Source organism: Cellulomonas sp. PS-H5, from assembly GCF_019265565.1.
Taxonomy (GTDB): Bacteria; Actinomycetota; Actinomycetes; order Actinomycetales; family Cellulomonadaceae; genus Cellulomonas.
On sequence record NZ_JAHVCI010000011.1, the window covers coordinates 49,834 to 68,242 of the forward strand.

At 76.1% G+C, this 18,409-nt stretch carries 20 protein-coding genes and 1 pseudogene; 13 read left to right on the forward strand and 8 right to left on the reverse strand.

What is annotated here, in order from left to right; all coding sequences use genetic code 11:
- Positions 1-10: 10 nt before the first annotated feature.
- Positions 11-409 (reverse strand): hypothetical protein, encoded by a 399-nt coding sequence (locus J5O08_RS06825; protein ID WP_218706129.1) that lies wholly within the window; start codon positions 407-409, stop codon positions 11-13.
- Positions 406-1,038, reverse strand: a complete 633-nt coding sequence (locus tag J5O08_RS06830; RefSeq protein ID WP_218706131.1) for a nucleotidyltransferase domain-containing protein — start codon at positions 1,036-1,038, stop codon at positions 406-408. Before J5O08_RS06830 ends, J5O08_RS06825 begins: the two co-directional genes overlap by 4 nt.
- A 165-nt stretch (positions 1,039-1,203) precedes the next feature.
- On the opposite strand from J5O08_RS06830, the gene J5O08_RS06835 reads away from it, so the two are divergent.
- From J5O08_RS06835 to kdpC, 5 genes are all read left to right on the forward strand, one after another.
- A complete protein-coding gene (locus J5O08_RS06835) occupies positions 1,204-2,097 on the forward strand; it encodes an aldo/keto reductase (protein WP_218706133.1) in 894 nt (297 codons plus the stop codon).
- Positions 2,098-2,362: 265 nt separating this feature from the next.
- Positions 2,363-2,452, forward strand: a complete 90-nt coding sequence (locus J5O08_RS21575; RefSeq protein WP_147795050.1) for a potassium-transporting ATPase subunit F — start codon at positions 2,363-2,365, stop codon at positions 2,450-2,452.
- Complete coding sequence (kdpA, locus tag J5O08_RS06845; RefSeq protein ID WP_218706135.1) at positions 2,452-4,122, forward strand: potassium-transporting ATPase subunit KdpA; 1,671 nt, start codon at positions 2,452-2,454, stop codon at positions 4,120-4,122. The genes J5O08_RS21575 and kdpA overlap by 1 nt, the downstream gene beginning before the upstream one ends.
- Positions 4,123-4,127: 5 nt before the next feature.
- Complete coding sequence (gene kdpB, locus J5O08_RS06850; RefSeq protein ID WP_218706136.1) at positions 4,128-6,305, forward strand: potassium-transporting ATPase subunit KdpB; 2,178 nt, start codon at positions 4,128-4,130, stop codon at positions 6,303-6,305.
- A gap of 26 nt (positions 6,306-6,331) precedes the next feature.
- Positions 6,332-6,940, forward strand: a complete 609-nt coding sequence (gene kdpC / locus J5O08_RS06855; RefSeq protein ID WP_218706137.1) for a potassium-transporting ATPase subunit KdpC — start codon at positions 6,332-6,334, stop codon at positions 6,938-6,940.
- Positions 6,941-7,028: 88 nt separating this feature from the next.
- Here the strand turns inward: kdpC and J5O08_RS06860 are convergent, their stop codons facing one another.
- Positions 7,029-7,913, reverse strand: a complete 885-nt coding sequence (locus J5O08_RS06860; protein ID WP_308281440.1) for an EamA family transporter — start codon at positions 7,911-7,913, stop codon at positions 7,029-7,031.
- Between the two features lie 39 nt (positions 7,914-7,952).
- Between J5O08_RS06860 and J5O08_RS06865 the strand changes: the two genes are divergently transcribed.
- The 7 genes from J5O08_RS06865 (at position 7,953) to J5O08_RS06895 (ending at position 12,418) form a co-directional block, all read left to right on the forward strand.
- Positions 7,953-8,453, forward strand: a complete 501-nt coding sequence (locus J5O08_RS06865) for a MarR family winged helix-turn-helix transcriptional regulator (RefSeq protein WP_218706138.1) — start codon at positions 7,953-7,955, stop codon at positions 8,451-8,453.
- Positions 8,454-8,545: 92 nt separating this feature from the next.
- Positions 8,546-8,872, forward strand: a complete 327-nt coding sequence (gene fdxA, locus J5O08_RS06870) for a ferredoxin (protein ID WP_218706139.1) — start codon at positions 8,546-8,548, stop codon at positions 8,870-8,872.
- A 5-nt stretch (positions 8,873-8,877) separates the two neighbouring features.
- The gene (gene soxR / locus J5O08_RS06875; protein WP_308281445.1) at positions 8,878-9,426 is read left to right on the forward strand and encodes a redox-sensitive transcriptional activator SoxR; all 549 of its coding nucleotides are present in this window, start codon (positions 8,878-8,880) and stop codon (positions 9,424-9,426) included.
- Between the two features lie 35 nt (positions 9,427-9,461).
- The gene (locus J5O08_RS06880) at positions 9,462-10,019 is read left to right on the forward strand and encodes a hypothetical protein (protein ID WP_218706141.1); all 558 of its coding nucleotides are present in this window, start codon (positions 9,462-9,464) and stop codon (positions 10,017-10,019) included.
- Between the two features lies 1 nt (position 10,020).
- Positions 10,021-11,133, forward strand: coding sequence for an amidoligase family protein (locus J5O08_RS06885; RefSeq protein ID WP_218706142.1), 1,113 nt, complete (start codon positions 10,021-10,023; stop codon positions 11,131-11,133).
- Entirely contained in the window at positions 11,130-11,729 is a 600-nt protein-coding gene (locus J5O08_RS06890; RefSeq protein WP_218706143.1) for an RNA polymerase sigma factor, read from the forward strand. Before J5O08_RS06885 ends, J5O08_RS06890 begins: the two co-directional genes overlap by 4 nt.
- Complete coding sequence (locus J5O08_RS06895; RefSeq protein WP_218706145.1) at positions 11,726-12,418, forward strand: hypothetical protein; 693 nt, start codon at positions 11,726-11,728, stop codon at positions 12,416-12,418. The genes J5O08_RS06890 and J5O08_RS06895 overlap by 4 nt, the downstream gene beginning before the upstream one ends.
- A 12-nt stretch (positions 12,419-12,430) precedes the next feature.
- On the opposite strand, the gene J5O08_RS06900 is transcribed toward J5O08_RS06895, so the two are convergent.
- From J5O08_RS06900 to J5O08_RS06910, 3 genes are read right to left on the reverse strand one after another with little or no spacing between them, the layout of a single operon-like run.
- Complete coding sequence (locus J5O08_RS06900; protein WP_308281441.1) at positions 12,431-13,138, reverse strand: glycosyltransferase; 708 nt, start codon at positions 13,136-13,138, stop codon at positions 12,431-12,433.
- A complete protein-coding gene (locus tag J5O08_RS06905) occupies positions 13,135-14,493 on the reverse strand; it encodes a PIG-L family deacetylase (protein ID WP_218706147.1) in 1,359 nt (452 codons plus the stop codon). The genes J5O08_RS06900 and J5O08_RS06905 overlap by 4 nt, the downstream gene beginning before the upstream one ends.
- Complete coding sequence (locus J5O08_RS06910; RefSeq protein WP_218706149.1) at positions 14,487-15,554, reverse strand: acyl-CoA dehydrogenase family protein; 1,068 nt, start codon at positions 15,552-15,554, stop codon at positions 14,487-14,489. The genes J5O08_RS06905 and J5O08_RS06910 overlap by 7 nt, the downstream gene beginning before the upstream one ends.
- A 285-nt stretch (positions 15,555-15,839) precedes the next feature.
- On the opposite strand from J5O08_RS06910, the gene J5O08_RS06915 reads away from it, so the two are divergent.
- Positions 15,840-16,334: a hypothetical protein gene (locus tag J5O08_RS06915; RefSeq protein ID WP_218706151.1), complete on the forward strand. Its 495-nt coding sequence runs from the start codon at positions 15,840-15,842 to the stop codon at positions 16,332-16,334.
- A 99-nt stretch (positions 16,335-16,433) separates the two neighbouring features.
- Here J5O08_RS06915 and J5O08_RS06920 read toward each other — a convergent pair.
- A pseudogene (locus tag J5O08_RS06920) lies at positions 16,434-17,301 on the reverse strand (aldo/keto reductase).
- A gap of 76 nt (positions 17,302-17,377) precedes the next feature.
- Positions 17,378-18,289, reverse strand: a complete 912-nt coding sequence (locus J5O08_RS06925; RefSeq protein WP_218706153.1) for a helix-turn-helix transcriptional regulator — start codon at positions 18,287-18,289, stop codon at positions 17,378-17,380.
- Between the last annotated feature and the right edge of the window lie 120 nt (positions 18,290-18,409).

Here is an 18,409-nt window from a genome sequence, read left to right on the forward strand (position 1 = left end):
GGACGCGCGATCAGGTCGTGCGTGCCCGGGCCTCCTCGACCAGCGACCCCGCCGCGCGGAGCGCGGCCCGACGGTCCCGGTCGGTCAGGAGGCCGGTGCCGTAGTGGGCGGCCGGCTTGAGCGCGACCAGATCGCGCAGTCCCTTGCCTTGCCGGCTGTCGACCCGCGACAGCAGCTCGGCCGCCGCGGCGTGGTCCTGACCTGCATACCGCTCGCCCGTCGCGGCGACGCAGATCGCATCACCGGCGGCGATGCCTGCCAGGACGCACAGCCCGACGCAGACGTTGACCGCCGCGCCGTCCTCGGCCTCGATCAGCTCGGCCACCTCCAGGTACTTCTCCGCGATCCTCCGCCGCGCCGTCGCGTGCGGCGCGTCCTGCCGCCGGGTGGCGAGCCGCCGTGCGTTCACGACGGGCCGCTCCGTCCGGGCAGGAGCGCGTCGAACGCCGACCCGACGAGCACGAGGGCGTCGCGCGCGAGCTCCTCCACGAGCGGTTCCCCGGCGGCGGCCGCGGCGACGAGCTCGTCGGTGGACAGCACGAGGGGCTCGAGGGTGTTGCCGGTCCAGGTCAGCACGTCGTCCTCCAGGGCCCGCACCTGCGCGCGCCACGACTCAGCCTGCCGGTCCAGGCCGGGCGGTGTCACCACCAGAAGATCGAGGTCGGAGGCCTCGTCGCCTGCGCCGCGCGCGAAGGAGCCGAACAGCGACGCGTGCGCCGGCACGGGCGTCAGCGCCCCGACCGCCGCGCGGAGGCGGGACACGACCTCTCGGCGCGCGGCCACCGCGGACTCGACCGCCGGGGCGAGCACGTGGCTCCGGTTCAGGCGGTACATCGCTCCCGTGTTGGACGGCTCGGCGGTGATCAGGCCGGTCACGCTCAGGCGCTCCAGCACCAGCGACAGCCCGGCCCGGCTGCCCCGCCCTGCGAGGCGGGTCACCTGGCTGGCGGACAGCGCCGACTCCGTGCCCGCCAGCACCGCGAGGGCCGCGGAGTCGAGGCTGGGGATGAGCGACCGGAGCGGGTCGGACAGGTCCATGCGTCGATCCTCGCGCTCGTCCAGACCGGATGCAACTATTCTGGCGCAACGCCAGTATTCTGACGAGCGGCGGACCGCGATGGCCCCGCTGCAGGAGCCGCGCCATGCTGGACCCCGGCCCCGCCGCAGCCCGCCGCGGGGCGCACCCGCCGCGAAGGAGCACCCGTGCAGCACCGCAGCATCGGCCCGTACACCGTCTCCGCGATCGGCCTCGGCGCCATGCCGATGTCGATGAACAACGACAAGGTCTACCCGGACCACGACGAGGCGATCGCGACGGTGCACGCCGCGCTCGACGCGGGCGTCACGCTCATCGACACCGCCGACATCTACGCGCCGACGTGGGACCAGATGGGCCACAACGAGCGCATCGTCGCGGAGGCCGTCCGCACCTGGGGCGGTGACACCGACGGCCTGCTGATCACCACCAAGGGCGGCATCACCCGCAGCGAGGGCGAGCAGTGGGGCCGCGACGGCTCCCTGGCCTACCTGCGGTCGGCGGTCGAGAAGTCCCTGCGCGAGCTCGGCGTCGAGGCGATCGACCTGTACCAGTACCACCGGCCCGACCGGTGGCTCGTCTACGGCGAGATCATGGAGCACCTGGCGACGCTCAAGCAGGAGGGCAAGATCCGCGAGATCGGCATCTCCAACGCCAGCGTCGAGGAGATCGAGATCGCGCAGCAGGTGCTGGGCGACGGCGGCCTGGTGAGCGTGCAGAACGAGTTCTCGCCGCGGCACCCCGGCAGCTACGACGAGCTGCGGTACTGCGAGGAGCACGGGATCGCGTTCCTGCCGTGGAGCCCGCTGGGCGGCACGGGCGGCGGCGGCCGCGGCGTCGGCGACCGGTTCTCCGTGTTCCGGGAGATCGGCGAGGCGCACGGGGTCAGCCCGCAGCAGGTCGTCCTCGCGTGGGAGCTCGCGCTGAGCGACGTGCTGGTCGCGATCCCGGGTGCCCGGCGCGCGGCGTCGATCGCCGACTCCGCGCGGGCGGCCGAGCTGGCGCTCACCGCCGAGGAGGTCGAGCGCTGCTCGCGCGCGGTGGGGCTCGACGTCGGCTGACCTGGAGGTCGTCCGCACGCGATCCGTCAGGAACCGGCCGCGGCCCGTATGGAACCCGTGAGGACGGCCGCCGCCGCGCCGCGGCGGGGGTCGGATGGGACTCGGCCCGGGGAACCGACCCGGGTCCGCCGGCGCGGCGCCCACCCCGGGGCCCGCCGGCGCGGTTCGACGTCTGGAGTCCCCCCGTGCTGGACCTGGTGCTCGTGGCGGCCGTGGTCGCCCTGTTCGCGCTCGTGAGCGCCGTCGCCGCGGGGGTCGAGAGGCTGTGATCGTCCTCGACCTCGTCGCGGCGGCGCTCGGCGTCGCGGCGGTCGTCTACCTGGTGTGGGCGCTCGTGAAGCCGGAGCGGTTCTGATGGCCGGCTGGCTGGCCGCGGGTCAGCTGCTGCTCGTGGCCGTCGTGATCGCGGCGCTGTACCGGCCGCTCGGCGACTACCTCGCCCACGTGTACACGTCGCCGAGCGACCTGCGGGTCGAGCGCGGCCTGTACCGGCTCGTGGGCGTCGACTCCCGGTCCGAGCAGTCCTGGCGCTCCTACGTGCGCAGCGTGCTGGCGTTCTCCCTGGTCGGCGTCCTGCTCGTCTACCTGCTGCAGCGGGCGCAGGCCGTGCTGCCGTGGGACCTGGGCCTGCCCGCGGTCCGTCCCGACCTGGCGTTCAACACGGCCGCGTCCTTCGTCGGCAACACCAACTGGCAGTCGTACTCGCCCGAGCAGACGCTCGGGTACTCCGTGCAGGTCCTCGGGCTCGCGGTGCAGAACTTCGTGTCGGCGGCCGTCGGCATGGCGGTCGCGGTCGCCCTGGTGCGCGGGTTCGCCCGCCGCCGCACGGGCACGATCGGCAACTTCTGGGTCGACCTCACCCGCGGCACGCTGCGGGTCCTGCTGCCGGTCTCGGTGGTCGGGGCCGTGGTGCTGATCGCCGGCGGCGTCATCCAGAACTGGGCCGCCCCCACGGACGTCACCACCCTGGCCGGCGGCGTGCAGTCGATCCCCGGCGGACCGGTGGCCTCGCAGGAGGTCATCAAGCTCTTCGGCACCAACGGCGGCGGGTTCTTCAACGCGAACTCCGCGCACCCGTTCGAGAACCCGACGGGCTGGACCAGCCTGTTCGAGGTCGTGCTCATGCTCGCGATCCCGTTCGCGCTGCCCCGGACGTTCGGCCGCATGGTCGGCTCGCACAAGCAGGGCTACGCGATCCTCGCCGCGATGGGCGCGATCTTCCTGGCCAGCACCGTCCTGCTCACCGTCGTCGAGAGCCACGGCGCGGGCACCGCCCCGCAGCTCGCGGGCGCCGCGATGGAGGGCAAGGAGCAGCGGTTCGGCATCGCGGCGTCCACGCTGTTCGGCAGCGTCAGCACGCTGACGTCGACCGGCGCGGTCAACGGTATGCACGACTCGTTCACGGCGCTCGGCGGGCTGTTCCCGATGGTCAACATGATGCTCGGCGAGATCGCCCCCGGCGGCGTCGGGTCCGGGCTCTACGGGATGCTCGTGCTCGCGGTCATCGCGGTCTTCGTCGGCGGCCTGATGGTCGGCCGCACCCCGGAGTACCTGGGCAAGAAGATCGGCCCGCGCGAGATCAAGCTCGCGTCCCTGTACATCCTGGTGACCCCGACGCTCGTCCTGGCCGGCACCGCGCTGTCGTTCGCGGTCCCGGCGGTGCGGGAGTCCGTGGAGTCCACGTCGATCTGGAACCCCGGGGTGCACGGCTTCTCCGAGGTGCTGTACGCCTTCACGTCGGCGGCGAACAACAACGGCTCGGCGTTCGCCGGCCTGACCGCGAACACCCCGTGGTTCAACACCGCGCTGGGCGTCGCGATCCTGCTCGGCCGGTTCGTCCCGATCGTGCTGGTGCTGGCGCTCGCGGGCTCGCTCGCCGCGCAGGACAAGGTCCCCGCCACCGCCGGCACCCTGCCCACCTCCCGGCCGCAGTTCGTCGGCCTCCTCACGGGCGTCGCGGTGATCGTGACCGCCCTGACCTACTTCCCCGTTCTCGCGCTGGGTCCCCTGGCGGAAGGTCTGTGACGACGATGAGCACTGCCCTGCAGCACGACGCCGCCCCGACGACGGGCCCGGCCGACCCGGCCGCGCCCGCCCCGCGCCGCCCCCGGGGGCTGAGCCCCGCCCAGGCCCGGGAGGCGCTCCCGGACACGTTCCGCAAGCTCGACCCGCGCCTGATGTGGCACAACCCGGTGATGTTCGTCGTCGAGGTCGGTGCGGCGCTCACCACGGTCCTGGCCGTCGTCGAGCCGTTCACCGGCGGCCCCGAGCAGTCCGGCGGGACCGACACCCCGGCCACGTTCACCGCCGGCATCGCCGTGTGGCTCTGGCTCACGGTGCTGTTCGCGAACTTCGCGGAGGCCGTCGCCGAGGGCCGCGGCAAGGCCCAGGCGGACAGTCTCCGGCAGACCCGGTCGAGCACCACGGCCGCGGTGGTCGACGGCTACGACCCCGTGCGCGACCCGGGTGCCGAGCGCGCCCGCACCCGGCCGGTCGCCTCGCCGGACCTGGCGCTCGGCGACGTCGTGGTGGTGACCGCCGGGGAGCTGATCCCGGGGGACGGCGACATCGTCTGGGGCATCGCCTCGGTCGACGAGTCCGCCATCACCGGCGAGTCGGCGCCCGTGGTCCGGGAGTCCGGCGGCGACCGGTCGGCCGTCACGGGCGGCACCCGGGTGCTGTCCGACCGGATCGTCGTGCGGATCACGTCCAAGCCCGGCGAGACGTTCGTCGACCGGATGATCGCCCTGGTGGAGGGCGCCGCCCGGCAGAAGACGCCGAACGAGATCGCCCTGAACATCCTGCTGGCGTCGCTGTCGATCGTGTTCGTGGTGGTCGCGCTGACCCTGAACCCGATCGCCGGGTACTCCGGGGCGTCGGTGAGCGTGCCGGTGCTGGTCGCCCTGCTGGTGTGCCTGATCCCGACGACGATCGGCGCGCTGCTGTCGGCCATCGGCATCGCCGGCATGGACCGGCTGGTGCAGCGGAACGTGCTGGCGATGTCCGGCCGCGCCGTCGAGGCGGCGGGCGACGTCACGACCCTGCTGCTCGACAAGACCGGCACGATCACCTACGGCAACCGGCGGGCCGTGGCCTTCCTGCCGCTGGCCGGGGTGGACGCGCACGACCTGGTGCGGTCCGCCGCCCAGGCCTCCGCCGCCGACCCGACCCCGGAGGGGAAGTCGATCGTCGACCTCGCCGCCGGGCAGGGCGTGGCGGGCGACGCCGCGACCATCGCCGCCGGCACGGAGGTCGTGCCGTTCACCGCGCAGACCCGGATGAGCGGCGTCGACCTGCCGGACGTCACCCGGATCCGCAAGGGCGCCGGCTCGGCCGTCGTCGCGTGGCTCGAGGAGGAGGGGACGCTGCCGGCTCCCGTGCGCCGGGAGCTGGACGGCCTGGTCGAGGGCATCTCGTCCGACGGCGGCACCCCGCTCGTCGTCGCCGCGAAGGACTGGTCCGGCCGCGGCCGGGTCCTCGGCGTCGTGCACCTCAAGGACGTCGTCAAGGACGGCCTGGCCGAGCGGTTCGCCGAGCTCCGCGCCATGGGCATCCGCACGGTGATGATCACCGGCGACAACCCCCTGACCGCCAAGGCCATCGCCGCCGAGGCCGGCGTCGACGACTTCCTCGCCGAGGCCACCCCGGAGGACAAGCTCGCGCTCATCAAGCGGGAGCAGGAGGGCGGCAACCTGGTCGCGATGACCGGGGACGGCACCAACGACGCCCCCGCGCTCGCGCAGGCGGACGTCGGCGTGGCGATGAACACCGGCACCTCGGCCGCCAAGGAGGCCGGGAACATGGTCGACCTCGACTCGGACCCGACCAAGCTGATCGACGTCGTCCGGATCGGCAAGCAGCTGCTCATCACCCGCGGCGCGCTGACGACCTTCTCCATCGCGAACGACGTCGCGAAGTACTTCGCGATCATCCCCGCGCTGTTCGCCGGGGTGTTCCCGGGCCTGGCAGCGCTCAACATCATGCAGCTGTCATCGCCCGCGTCCGCGATCCTCTCCGCGATCGTGTTCAACGCGCTGGTCATCGTCGCGCTGATCCCGTTGTCCCTGCGCGGGGTGCGGTACCGCGCCGCGGCCGCGTCGTCGATCCTCGGCCGCAACCTGCTGGTCTACGGCCTCGGCGGCGTCGTCGCGCCCTTCCTCGGCATCAAGCTGATCGACCTGGTCGTCAGCCTGCTGCCCGGCTTCTGACCCCCCTCGGACTGAAGGAGAGAGCCGTGAGCTCCCCTCGCACCACCTGGTCGCACCTCGTCGTCTCCCTGCGGGCGATGCTGGTCCTCACCGTGATCCTCGGGGTCGCGTACCCGCTGCTCGTCACGGGGCTCGGCCGGCTGATGCCGGTGCGGGCCGACGGGTCCCTCGTGACCGGGGCGGACGGCGCCGTCGTCGGGTCGTCGCTGATCGGCCAGTCGTTCACCGACGCCGACGGCGCGCCGCTGCCGCAGTACTTCCAGTCCCGGCCGTCCGCGGCCGGCGACGGGTACGACGGGGCCGCGTCGTCGGGGTCGAACCTGGGGCCGGAGAACCCGGACCTGATCGCCGCGATCGAGTCGCGCCGCGAGGCCGTCGCGGCCCTCGAAGGGGTCGACGTGGCGGCGGTGCCGGCGGACGCCGTGACCGCGTCGGGCTCGGGGCTCGACCCGCAGATCAGCCCCGCGTACGCGGAGCTGCAGGCGCCGCGGGTCGCGGCCGCGCGCGGGCTGCCCGAGGACGAGGTCCGCGGGCTGGTGGCGGCGGCCACCACCGGGCCGGACCTGGGCTTCCTGGGCCAGGCGGGCGTGAACGTCTTGGAGCTCAACCTCGCGCTGGACCGCGCGGGGTCCTGAGCGCGGCGCGTCGTCTTCGGTGCCTGTCGCCGAGCTCGGTGCCGGGGAGCACCGAACTCGGCGGGGAGCACCGAGCTCGGCGACAGGGCTACCGCGGGCCGACCACCTCCGGCACCCGGCGCCGCGCCCGGGTCGCGCCCAGCGCCATCGCCCCCAGCACCACCGCGATGCCCACGACCTGCCGCCACGACAGCACCTCCGCCGCGAGCACCGTCCCGAGCAGCACGCCCGTCACCGGGTTGAGCAGCCCCACCAGCCCGACCGTCGACGGCCCGAGGTGCTGCAGCGCGGCGAACCACGCCACGTTCGCCACGGCGGTCGCGATCAGCGAGACGTACGCGAACCCGAGCAGCGCCGTGCCGTCGAGCGCCGGCGGCGCCCCCTCGACCGCGACCGCCACCGGCAGCAGCACCAGCGCCCCCGCGACGAGCTGCCAGGCGGTCAGCGGCAGCACCTCGACCTCGCCCTGCCAGCGGTTCGCCAGCACGTACCCGACCGACGACATGAGCATGGCGGCGACCGAGGCGAGGATCCCGCGCGGGTCGAGCCCGGCGCCGTCCCCGCCGCCGAGCAGCATGACCGCCACGCCGACGATCCCCAGCACGCCGCCGACCACGGCGCGCAGCCGCGGGCGCTGGCCGAGCAGCACCCACGCCGCGAGCATCATCGCGACCGGCCCGACGGCCATCACGGTCGACGCGATGCTGCTCGGCAGCGCCTGCGCCGCGACGTAGACCAGCGCGAAGAACGCCCCGACGGTGAGGGTCCCGAGCACGGACGACCGCCACCACCACGACCCGCGCGGCAGCCGGCGGGCCAGCACGAGCAGCACGATCCCCGCCGGGAGCGCACGGAGGACGCCGCCCCACAGCGGGCTGTCGGCGGGCAGCGTGTGCCGCGTGACGTAGTAGGTGCTGCCCCAGAGGACCGGCGCGATCGCGGCGATCGGCAGCCACCGGCGGTTGTCTTCCACGGAAGCGACTATACCTTCCGTGGAAGATAGGATCGCGGCATGGCACCCGACCACGTCGACCGCATCCAGCAGGAGTGGGCACGCGAGCGGCCGGACGTCGACGTGCGCCCGCAGGGGGTCATCGGTCGGCTGCACCGGCTCGCGCTCGCCCTCACGGGCGAGATCACCGAGGTCTACCGGGAGCACGGGCTCGGCGAGGGCGAGTTCGACGTGCTCGCCGCGCTGCGCCGGGCGGGGGAGCCGTACGAGCGCGCGCCGGGCGACCTCGCGGCGCACACGATGGTCACCACCGGGGCGATGACGAAGCGGGTCGACCGGCTGGAGCGCGCCGGCCTGGTCACCCGCCGGCCCAGCGCCGTCGACGGCCGCGGGCGGGTCGTCGCGCTCACGCCGCGCGGCCGGGAGGCGATCGACGCGGCGTTCACCGCGCACATGGCGAACGAGCGGCGGCTGCTCGACCTGCTCGGCCCCGAGGAGCACGCGGCGGAGCTCGAGCGGCTGCTCCGCCGGTGGCTCGCGGCGCTGGACCGCGGGGTGTGACCTCGGCCACCGCGCCTTGATCTCGACCATGGTTGAGGTCCTAGCGTCGAGGCGGGCCCGGCCGCCGGGGCGCGGGCCCGGACGGAGGCCTCGTGACGTACGTGATCGCCCAGCCCTGCGTGGACGTCAAGGACAAGGCGTGCATCGAGGAGTGCCCGGTCGACTGCATCTACGAGGGCAAGCGCTCGCTGTACATCCACCCCGACGAGTGCGTGGACTGCGGCGCCTGCGAGCCGGTCTGCCCCGTCGAGGCCATCTACTACGAGGACGACGTCCCCGAGCAGTGGAGCGAGTACTACAAGGCCAACGTCGAGTTCTTCGACACCCTCGGCTCGCCCGGCGGCGCCGCACGGACCGGGGCGCAGACCTTCGACCACCCGGTGATCGCCACGCTGCCGCTCCAGGTGCGCGGCGACTGAGGCCGATCGCCGCGTCGTACCGAGGAGGACCCGTGGAGCCGGAGGACACGCTGTCCGTCGGCGAGGTGAGCCGCCGCACCGGCGTGCCCGTCTCCGCCCTGCACTTCTACGAGCGCCGCGGCCTCATCGTGTCGACCCGGACGGCCGGCAACCAGCGCCGGTACGCCCGGCACATGCTCCGGCGGATCTCGCTGATCGTCGTGGCGAAGCGGCTCGGCGTCCCGCTGGCCGAGCTCAGCGAGGTGTTCGCCGCGGTGCCGATCTCCCGCGCCCCGACCACCGGCGAGTGGCGGCGGCTGTCCCGGGAGTGGAAGGAGCGGCTGGAGGAGCGCCGGCGCACCATCGAGCGGCTGGAGCGGGACCTCGCCGGCTGCATCGGCTGCGGCTGCCTGTCCCTCAAGGCGTGCGCGCTGCTCAACCCGGACGACGTGCTGGGGGAGCGCGGGGCCGGGCCGGTGCGGTTCGACGCGGAGGTGGCGGGGGCACCCGTGGCGGCGCCCGGCGAGATCCGACCCGGCCAGGACTCCACATCCGGGGGGCGGGCCGCGTTCTAGGGGGGCACGCACGTCCCACCCACCTGGAGGTCCCCGTGACCAGCACCACCCGCCCCACCCGCTCGCGGTCCGTCCGCCTGCTGACCATCGGCGTCGCCGCGTCCGGCCTGTGCCTCGCCGGCGCCGGCCTGGCCGCCGCCACGGGCGCGTTCACCGTCGAGCCCCGGCCCGAGCTCGTCGCGGAGTTCGACGCCGCGAACGAGGGCACCGACTTCAGCGAGATGCCCGCGGACTACACCGAGGAGCAGTACCGCGCGTTCTGGACCTCGGGCTACACGGCCGAGGACCTGGTCGCGCTGGAGGAGCTGTGGTCCGTCGACGAGACGGAGGCGAAGGCCCGCGCCGGCCAGGCGGTGCTGGACGGCGCCGCCCTGCCGTTCGCCCCCGGCACCCACGCCACCCCGGAGCTGTCGCCGGAGGCGCTGGCCGCGATCGACGCGTTCTTCGCCGCCGGGTACACCGGCGAGGACGTCGCGGAGCTGGCCGACCTGTGGAGCACCGACACGGTCGAGACCAAGGCGCGCGCCGGTCAGCGCCTGATCGACGGGCAGACTGTCCCGGTGGCCCCGTCCGGCACCCCGGCCGGCGCCTGACGTGACCCCGGCACCGCGGACGGCCCAGGAGACGACCATCGCCACGCTGACCCTGCGCACCGGGTTCGAGGTCGAGCTGCTCGCGCCCGCCGGCTCCGACCGGCAGGTGCTCGCCGACGACCTCGCCGCCCGGTGCGGCGGGTCGGTGCGGCGGTCGTCCCACACGGACTCCGAGCCGTCCGCGGTGCCGGGGGTCGGGCTGTTCCGGCACCTGTCGCCGGCGTTCGACGTCGTCGGGCCGGACGGCGCCCCGGTCGCCCGGCTGGTCGACGACATCACGATCGAGGCCGACCTCGCCGCGGCCCCGCGCACGCCGCCGGGGCACCGCGGCTGGTACCGGGTGCTGTGCGACGACGCCCGGCTGCTGCGGCTCGTCGAGCGGCAGGTCGACCCCGCCGCCGCGCTGCCGGACGTGCTCGCGCCGGTCGCGGCGCTGTTCGGCACGGTGGTCGAGCTGGTCGGCGGCGCGGCGCGGGTCAACGACGCCACCGGCGCCACCGTGGCGGTCGCGATGCCGCTGCCCGGCGGCCGCGAGCGACCGTGCGAGGTGATCACGCCGCCGTTGACCCGGGACCACGGCGCCGCGCTCGACGCGCTGCTCGCCCCGGCCCGGGCGCTCGGGTTCACCGTGCCGGTCGAGGCCGCGGTGCACCTGCACGTCGACGGGTCGCCGTTCCGGCGGCCGACCGCGTTCGCGAACCTGGTCCGGCTGTTCGGGCGGTGGCGGGAGCCGCTCTGGGCGACGCTCGGGACCAACCCCGCGTGCCGGCGGCTCGCGCCGCTGCCCGCCGAGCTGGTGGCGCTGGTCGAGCGCGACGAGCGCGACGAGCCCGCGGCCTGGGCCGACCTCGCGGCGGCGGCCCGCGGGACCGGGGTCACCAAGTACGCCGACGTGAACCTCTCCCAGCTCGTCGCCGCCCGTCCGGTCCGGGACACCGTCGAGGTGCGGATCCTGCCGGGGTCGGCCGACGCGGCGGAGATCGTCGGCCGGGCGGCCCTGGTCGAGCGGCTGCTGCTGCGCTGCCTCGACGACCGCCCGGTTCCCCCGCCCGGGGCCGACGCCGCGCGGGACCCGGCCGGGGCGCTCGCGGCGCTCGCGGGGGTCGGGGCATGACGACCTACCTGCCCGTGCCGGGCCCGGAGAGCGCACCGACGCCGCGGGTCGTGCCGCTGCCCGTCCGCGAGGGTCCCCGCGCGGCGGAGGGGGGCGCCGGCGGTCTCGACGACCTCGTCCGCACGCACCTCCCCGGCCTGCTCCGGTACGCGACGGTCCTGGTCGGCGACGAGCACACCGCGGCCGACCTCGTGCAGGAGGTGCTGCTGCGCGCGCACGTGCGGTGGCACCGCATCGCGCTCATGGAGCGGCCCGACCTGTACCTGCGCCGGATGGTCACCAACGAGCACCTGTCCTGGCGCCGCCGGTGGCACGTCCGCACGATCCGGCCCGCCGCCGACGAGGTGCTCGCCGCCCACGCCGGGAGCGCCAGGGACCACGCGCACGGCCTGGCGGAGGAGGACGCCATGTGGCGCCGCCTCGCCGACCTGCCGCCCCGGCAGCGCACCGTCCTGGTGCTCCGCTACTACGAGGGCCTCGCCGACGCCGACATCGCGAGCGTCCTCGGCACCTCCGCCGCCACCGTCCGCTCCCACGCCTCGCGCGCGCTCGTCACCCTGCGGCGCGCCGACCCCACCTCCCCGGAGCCGTCATGACCGAGCACCGCCCCGCCGCACCGTCCGGCACGCCCGACGACGTCGAGGCGCGCATCGCCGCCGCCCTCCGCTCGCGCGAGCCCGCGCCCGCCGCCACCTCCGCCGCCGCCGACCGGATCGCCGCGGCTGTCGCGGCCGACGCGGACGCGCACCCGCGCGGTGTCGTCCGCGCGCTGCCGATCTCCCGCGCGGGCCGGATCGCGGCGGCGGGCGTCGTCACGACCACCCTGGCGGTCGTCGGCGCGGGGGCCGCGGCGGCGGCGAACCCGTACTCCGGCTTCGCGGTCGCGGTGGAGGACGCCGCGCGGGCGGTGGGCGTCGACTGGAGCGCCATGCCCGCCGGCTACACCCGCGAGCAGTACCAGGCGTTCTGGGACGCCGGGTACACGTCGGACGACGTCGCGGCGCTCGAGGACCTGTGGCAGACCGACGCGACGACCGCCAAGGCGCGCGCCGGGCAGCTGCTGCTCGACGGCGGCGCCGCCCCGATCGCGCCGGGCGCGGCCGAGTCCGCCGCCGGGTCCGCGGCCGGTGACCCGGCCGAGGCGTTCTGGGACTCCGGGTACGGTCTCGGCGACGCGGAGCGGCTCGCCGAGCTGTGGGAGGTCGACATCAGCACCGCGAAGGCCCGCGCGGGTGACCTGCTGCGGGACGGGCAGCCTCTGCCGATCGGCCCGGCCGAGGGCTGACCCGACGGCGCGTCAGGCGGGGAACGCGTCCCGCAGGTAGCCCGCGTAGCCGCCCGGGGTGCGGCCGACCGTGCGCCCGGACGTCACGACGTCCACCTCGTCGGACGCCCGCACCACGACCTCGGGGTCCGCCCGCAGGCGCGCCACGAGGTCGACGTCCTCGTGCTCGACGAGCGGGGCGAAGCCGCCCGCGCGGAGGTAGGCGTCCGCGCGGACCCCGAGGTTCGCGCCGTGCACGTGCCCGTTCGGCCGGCCGGGGACCCGGGTGGCGCGCCAGGCGGCGAGCTGCCGCGGGGCGAGGTCGCGCGGGTCGGGGCGGACGGTGCCGACCACCACGTCGGCGCCGGCGTCCGCGAGCGCGCGGTGCCCGCGCAGCCAGTGCGGGGGCACGACGGTGTCGGCGTCGGTGCAGGCGATCCACACCGAGCGCGGGTCGGCGTCCCGCAGCGCGAGGCCGGCGGCGACCCCGGCCGCCCGCGCCGCGCCGACCGCTCCCGCCCGCACGGTCAGCGTGCGCACGCCCGCCGTCGCAGCGACCGCGGCGGACCCGTCGCGGCAGTCGTCGAGGACGACCACGACGTCCACCGGGGCTCCCGCGGCGTCGGCGGCCGCCGCGACGGAGGCCAGGCACGCGGCCAGCAGCTCCTCCTCGTCGTGGACGGGCACGACGACCAGCAGCCGCTCGACGGGCGGGCGCGCGGCCGCCGGTCGCCGGGTCACGGCAGCAGGCCCTCGCGCTCCGCCACGGACGCGGGGTCGGCGGACCACACGTCGAGCGCCACGTCCGCGTCCCGGTACGTCGCCACGCGCGCCAGCCCCAGCGCACGGTCGAGCGTCGCCTGGACGTCGTCGCCGGTCTGGGCGTGCTCGGCGACGGGGTGCCGCCAGTGGCAGCCGAGCACGGTGGCACCGGGCGCGAGCTCGGCGCGCAGCCGCTCCACCAGGTCGAGCAGCTCGGGTCGGGTGAGGTAGTACGCGACCTCGGACAGCACGACGAGGTCGTACGGTCCCGCGGGCACCCCGGCCCGGGCGTCGTGCCGGCGCACCGTCACGTGCGGCTGGCCCGCGACCCGCTCCCGGGCGGCCTCGACCGCGGCCGGCACCACGTCGGTCGCCAGCAGCCGGTCGCCCCGCCGGGCCAGCTCAGCCGTGAGCGTGCCGACCGAGCAGCCGATCTCCAGCACCGAGCCGTACCGCCGAGCCGGCAGCGCCGCGAGCGTGAGCGCCCGCTTGCGCTCCTCGTACCACCGCGTCGCGAGCCCCCACGGGTCGTCGCGCCGCTCGTACTTCCCGGCGAAGTACTCCGTCGGGACGCCGGCGGGCAGGTCGTCGGCGACCACGAACGGCTCGACGTCCCGGTCGAAGTTCCGCAGGAACTCCGGGTGCAGCGGCGCGGCGTCCTCGGGTGCGGGCGACCAGGGCTGCGTCTGGGTGACGTGCTGCGCGAGCGCGCGGCGCTTCGCGATGAGGTCCCGGTCGTCGAGGGGCAGCGCGCGCAGGTGGTCCCAGGGCACGTCGGCGTGGTCCGGCGTCGCCCAGTGCCACAGCCAGACGGGGTACTCGAGCAGCCGCGCGCCCGTCTCGGCCGCGAGCTCGGCGCAGACCTCCCCGACGACGCGGTGGTCCCGGTGGCCGTCCCCGCGCCAGGGCGCGACCAGGACGGCGAGCGGCTCGTCGCCGACCGCCGCGCGCAGCGCCGCCGCGACCGCCTCGCGGTGCTCGCGCGTCCCGCCGTCGGGGAAGCCGAGCATGGTGACGGTCGACCCCGGGGACGCCACCGCGACGCCCGCCGCCAGCTCGCGCGCCCGCATCGGGACCAGGTCCTCCGGAGCCAGGGTGACGGAGCCGGCGTGCGAGCCCGCCCCGTCGGTGACGACGACGACGTCCGCCGGCCGCCCGGCCTCCGCGAGCCGGTGCAGCAGGCCGCCGGCGCCGAGGGTCTCGTCGTCGGGGTGCGCCGCCACGACGACCGTGCGGCCCGCGGGCAGCGCCAGCCCGGGCAGGGCGGCGAACCGCGCGGAGGCCTCCCAGATGCCGGCCGGGGTGCCGCCCGCCCGGCCGTCGAAGATCACCACGGCGCCGGCCCCGCCGCGAGCAGGCCGCCGAGCGACGCGTCGTCGCGCTCCGCGTGCTGCTGCCGGACGTAGACCTCCAGGTCGGCGACGCGCTTGGCGTGCTCGGGCTCCTGGGTCAGCGGCCCCGGGCCGAGCGCGTGGCCGGCGAGCCGCAGCACGTCCTCGCAGGTGCGGGCCACGGTCGCGCGCACGCGCTTCGCGAGCACCCGGCCGGCGGCGCGGGCCTCCTCCGGCTCCGGGTCGAGCCCGCCGCGGGTGGCCGCGCCCGACGCGTCGACGCGGGCGGCGGCGTCCGCGAGGACCACACGCGCGGCGGCCAGCCGCTCGTCGACCGCGCCGAGGTGCATCGCGAGCAGCCGGTCGTCGGGGCGGGCCGCGGCGTGCGCGTGCAGGCGCCGGGCGACGCCGACCGCCCCGCCGAACCAGCACGCCGCGACGCCGATCGCGCCCCACCAGAAGCCCGGGCGGTCCAGGTACCAAACGCCCTCGGCGACCAGCGTCGCGCGCGCCCGGTCGAACCGGACCGGGGTGCTCGGGATCTCCGCGAGGCCGCGCGACGGCCAGGGGGCGTCGACGGGCTGGACCTCGGGTGCCCGCAGATCGACGGCGAACAGGCCGCGGCGGGCGTCGTCGTCCGCCACGCGGGCGGTGACGAGCGCGGCGTCCAGGTCGCCGGCCAGCGAGCACCAGGGCTTGGTGCCCTCGAGGAGCCAGCCGTCGTCGACCGCAGTGGCCGTGAGCGCCGGGCCGGGACCCTCGGCCGCGTACACGCCCCAGGTGGTCGCGGCGGCGTCGAGGGGGCTGCCGGTCCCGGTCTGGTCGAGGATCGCGCGCGCGTCGAGGTGCGGCTCCACGGCCCGCGCGACCGCGAGGTCGTGGGCGGCGAGCGTGGCGAGGAGCTCCCAGAGCGCGGCGGTCGACCCGGCGCCGGGGCGCAGGTGGTCCGGCCAGCCGGTGGCCGCCCGGAGCGCGTCGGCGACGGTCGCCGGGAGCGGGGCGAGCAGCAGGTCCGGCGGCGGGCCGGCGTCCTGGAGGCGGACGGGGCGGGTGCCGTCGGGCATGGGTCTCCTCGCGGCTCGGGGATCGGCGGGCCCGCCGGGGGGGCGGTTCCGGCCGCGATCATCGCTCGCGCCGGACGGCGCCGCCAGCGGGGGAAGCGCTGACCAGCCGATCCGCCCGACCGGGCGGTGCCGCTCGGGCGTGCCGGTGCGCCGCGGGGCACCGGCCCCGGCCTGGACGTGGTCCGCCGGACGGACCACGCCGCTCCGCCGCAGGACGGATGTGGGCCGCGCGGGTCGCTGGTTAGCGTGACGGGACGACCCGTCGACCACCTCGGAGGATCCGTCATGCCGTCCACCCCGCCCGTCTCCCGCGTGCTGAACGCCGCGGTCGGCGGACTGGCCGCGACCGCCTACTACGCCGCGCCGGACCTGATCCGGTCCCGCGCCGGCCGCGGCTGGGCCAAGGCCGCCCTGACCGCCGTGGTCATCGCCACGTCCGTGCCGGACATGCGCCGCGGGCTCGCCGAGGTGCGCGCCCAGCGCGAGGCCGACGCGCAGGACCCCGAGGCCGAGCAGGTCGACTGGGCGGCGATGTGGGGCTCGATGTCGCCGGGCGGCCGCGCGTCGGCGGTGGGCGCGGGCGCCGCGGTGCTCGCCGGGTCCGTGGCGTCGGTCGTCGCGATCGAGCGCGCCGTGTTCCGCCGGGGCGAGCGCCGCCGCGCCGCCGGCGTGCGGTTCGCGCACACCCGACCGGCGCTGGTGTGGGGCGTGCTCACCACGGTGGTCGCCCTGCTCCCGGACCAGCCGTCCGCGCCCCCGCGCCCGCTTCCGCGCGCCTGACCCCGGTCGCCGCGTGGGCGCGGCCTACGGTTTCCGGCCGCGCCCACGCCGATCGCGGGCGGTTGCGCGGGAAACCGTAGGCCGGGGTGCCGGCCGCGCTCAGCGGCCGACCATCGCCATGCCCGCGTCGTCGTAGCGGTTGCCCGAGACGCCCACCGTCGTCGCGAGGGCGTCGAGCTCGGCCCGCTCGTCGGCCGACAGGGCCACCGTCGTGGCGTCCGCGTTCTCCTGCACCCGGGACAGCCGCCGCGTGCCCGGGATCGGCACGACCCACGGCTGCTGCGCGAGCAGCCACGCGAGCGCGACCTGCCCCGGCGTGGCCCCGCGGGCCTCGGCCAGCGCGCGGACCCGCCCCACGAGCGCCTCGTTCGCGTCCCGGTTCTCGGCGGTGAACCGGGGGACCCGGTGCCGGATGTCACCCTCCGCGAACGTCGTCGAGGAGTCGACGGTGCCGGTGAGGAACCCCTTGCCGAGCGGGCTGAACGGCACGAACCCGATGCCGAGCTCCGCGCACGTCGGCAGCACCTCGGGCTCGGGGTCGCGCGTCCACAGCGAGTACTCCGACTGCACCGCGGTCACGGGGTGCACGGCGTGCGCGCGGCGGATCGTGGCCGCGCCCGCCTCGGACAGCCCGAGGTGCTTCACCTTGCCCTCGGCCACCAGCTCGCCCACCGTCCCGGCGACGTCCTCGACCGGCACGTCCGGGTCGACCCGGTGCTGGTAGAAGAGGTCGATCGCCTCGACCCGGAGCCGGCGCGAGCGCCTCGCCGACCAGCTCCTCGTTGACGTACGGGCCGTAGACCTCGGCGGTGTCGACGAACGTGACACCGAGGTCCACGGCCCCGCGGAGCACCGCGATCATGTCGTCGCGGTCGCCGGGGTTGGGGCCGTAGGACTGGGACATGCCCATGGCGCCGAGGCCGACGGCCGAGACCTCGAGCCCCTGTCCGAGCGTGCGGGTGTGCATGGCGGTGCCTTCCGTGGGGTCGACGGGGTGCACCCGGCCGGACGGGACGGGTGCGTGCGGGTGCGGCCGCGGTCGGTCAGCCGACGGCGGTCGTGGGGGTCGCGGGCGACGGCTCCGCCGCCGCGGCGGGGTCGGCGCTCGCGGACCAGCTCGCCAGGAGCTGCAGGGCGTCGGCCGATGCCGTCCCGGGAGCGGCCGTGTACACGAGCATCGTCAGACCGGGCGCCTGCGCGATCGGCAGCGTGTCGTACATGAGGTCCAGCCGCCCGGCGACCGGGTGCTGGATGTGCTTGAGCCCGCCGCGGTGCAGGTGCACGTCGTGCCGGGCCCAGCGCTCGCGGAACTCCTCGCTGCGGGTGGACAGCTCGCCGACGAGGTCGTGCACCGCCTTGTCGTGCGGGTCGCGACCCGCGACGCCGCGCAGGATGCCGACCGTGTCCTTCGCGGCCTTCTCCCAGTCGACCCAGTAGTCGTGGGCGGCGGGGTCCAGGAAGGCGAACCGCGCGTGGTTGGCGGGGCGGCCCTCGACGTGGGACGGCCCGGTGAACAGCGGCGCGTAGAGCGCCCGGCCGAGCGCGTTGGTCGCGAGGATGTCGAGCCGGTCGTTCCGCACCACCGCGGGCGCCCCGGTCATCGCGTCGAGCATCACCTGGACGCTCGGCGGCACGGGCGGCGTGGGCCGGCGGCGGGCGCGCGTGGTGCGGGGGCCGGCGGCGCGGGCGAGGTCGTGCAGGTGCAGGGTCTCCGCCTCGTCGAGCTGCAGCGCCCGGGCGATCGCGCCCAGCACCGACTCGGAGACGCCCGACAGGTTCCCCCGCTCCAGGCGCACGTAGTAGTCGGAGGACACCCCGGCCAGCATCGCGACCTCCTCGCGGCGCAGTCCGGCGACGCGGCGGTTCGACCCGTAGGCGGTGAGCCCGGCCTGGGCGGGCGTGATCCGCGCCCGGCGGGACGCCAGGAAGTCACGCACCTCGTCGCGGTTGTCCATGCCTCGACGGTACGTCCGGCGCGGCGCGGCTGGCAGGTCCTGCCAGTACCCGTCACGGCGGGGTCTCCCGGGTGCGACGGCCCGGGTGTCTGCTGGGACGGTGCGCCGCGGTCCGCGCGG

Bases quoted from the DNA above. Each gene is read 5' to 3' on its own strand.
- J5O08_RS06830 (WP_218706131.1), bottom strand. From the start codon at position 1,038: ATGGACCTGTCCGACCCGCTCCGGTCGCTCATCCCCAGCCTCGACTCC.
- kdpA (WP_218706135.1), top strand. From the start codon at position 2,452: ATGGCCGGCTGGCTGGCCGCGGGTCAGCTGCTGCTCGTGGCCGTCGTG.
- kdpB (WP_218706136.1), top strand. From the start codon at position 4,128: ATGAGCACTGCCCTGCAGCACGACGCCGCCCCGACGACGGGCCCGGCC.
- J5O08_RS06865 (WP_218706138.1), top strand. From the start codon at position 7,953: ATGGCACCCGACCACGTCGACCGCATCCAGCAGGAGTGGGCACGCGAG.
- J5O08_RS06890 (WP_218706143.1), top strand. From the start codon at position 11,130: ATGACGACCTACCTGCCCGTGCCGGGCCCGGAGAGCGCACCGACGCCG.
- J5O08_RS06895 (WP_218706145.1), top strand. From the start codon at position 11,726: ATGACCGAGCACCGCCCCGCCGCACCGTCCGGCACGCCCGACGACGTC.
- J5O08_RS06910 (WP_218706149.1), bottom strand. From the start codon at position 15,554: ATGCCCGACGGCACCCGCCCCGTCCGCCTCCAGGACGCCGGCCCGCCG.
- J5O08_RS06915 (WP_218706151.1), top strand. From the start codon at position 15,840: ATGCCGTCCACCCCGCCCGTCTCCCGCGTGCTGAACGCCGCGGTCGGC.
- J5O08_RS06925 (WP_218706153.1), bottom strand. From the start codon at position 18,289: ATGGACAACCGCGACGAGGTGCGTGACTTCCTGGCGTCCCGCCGGGCG.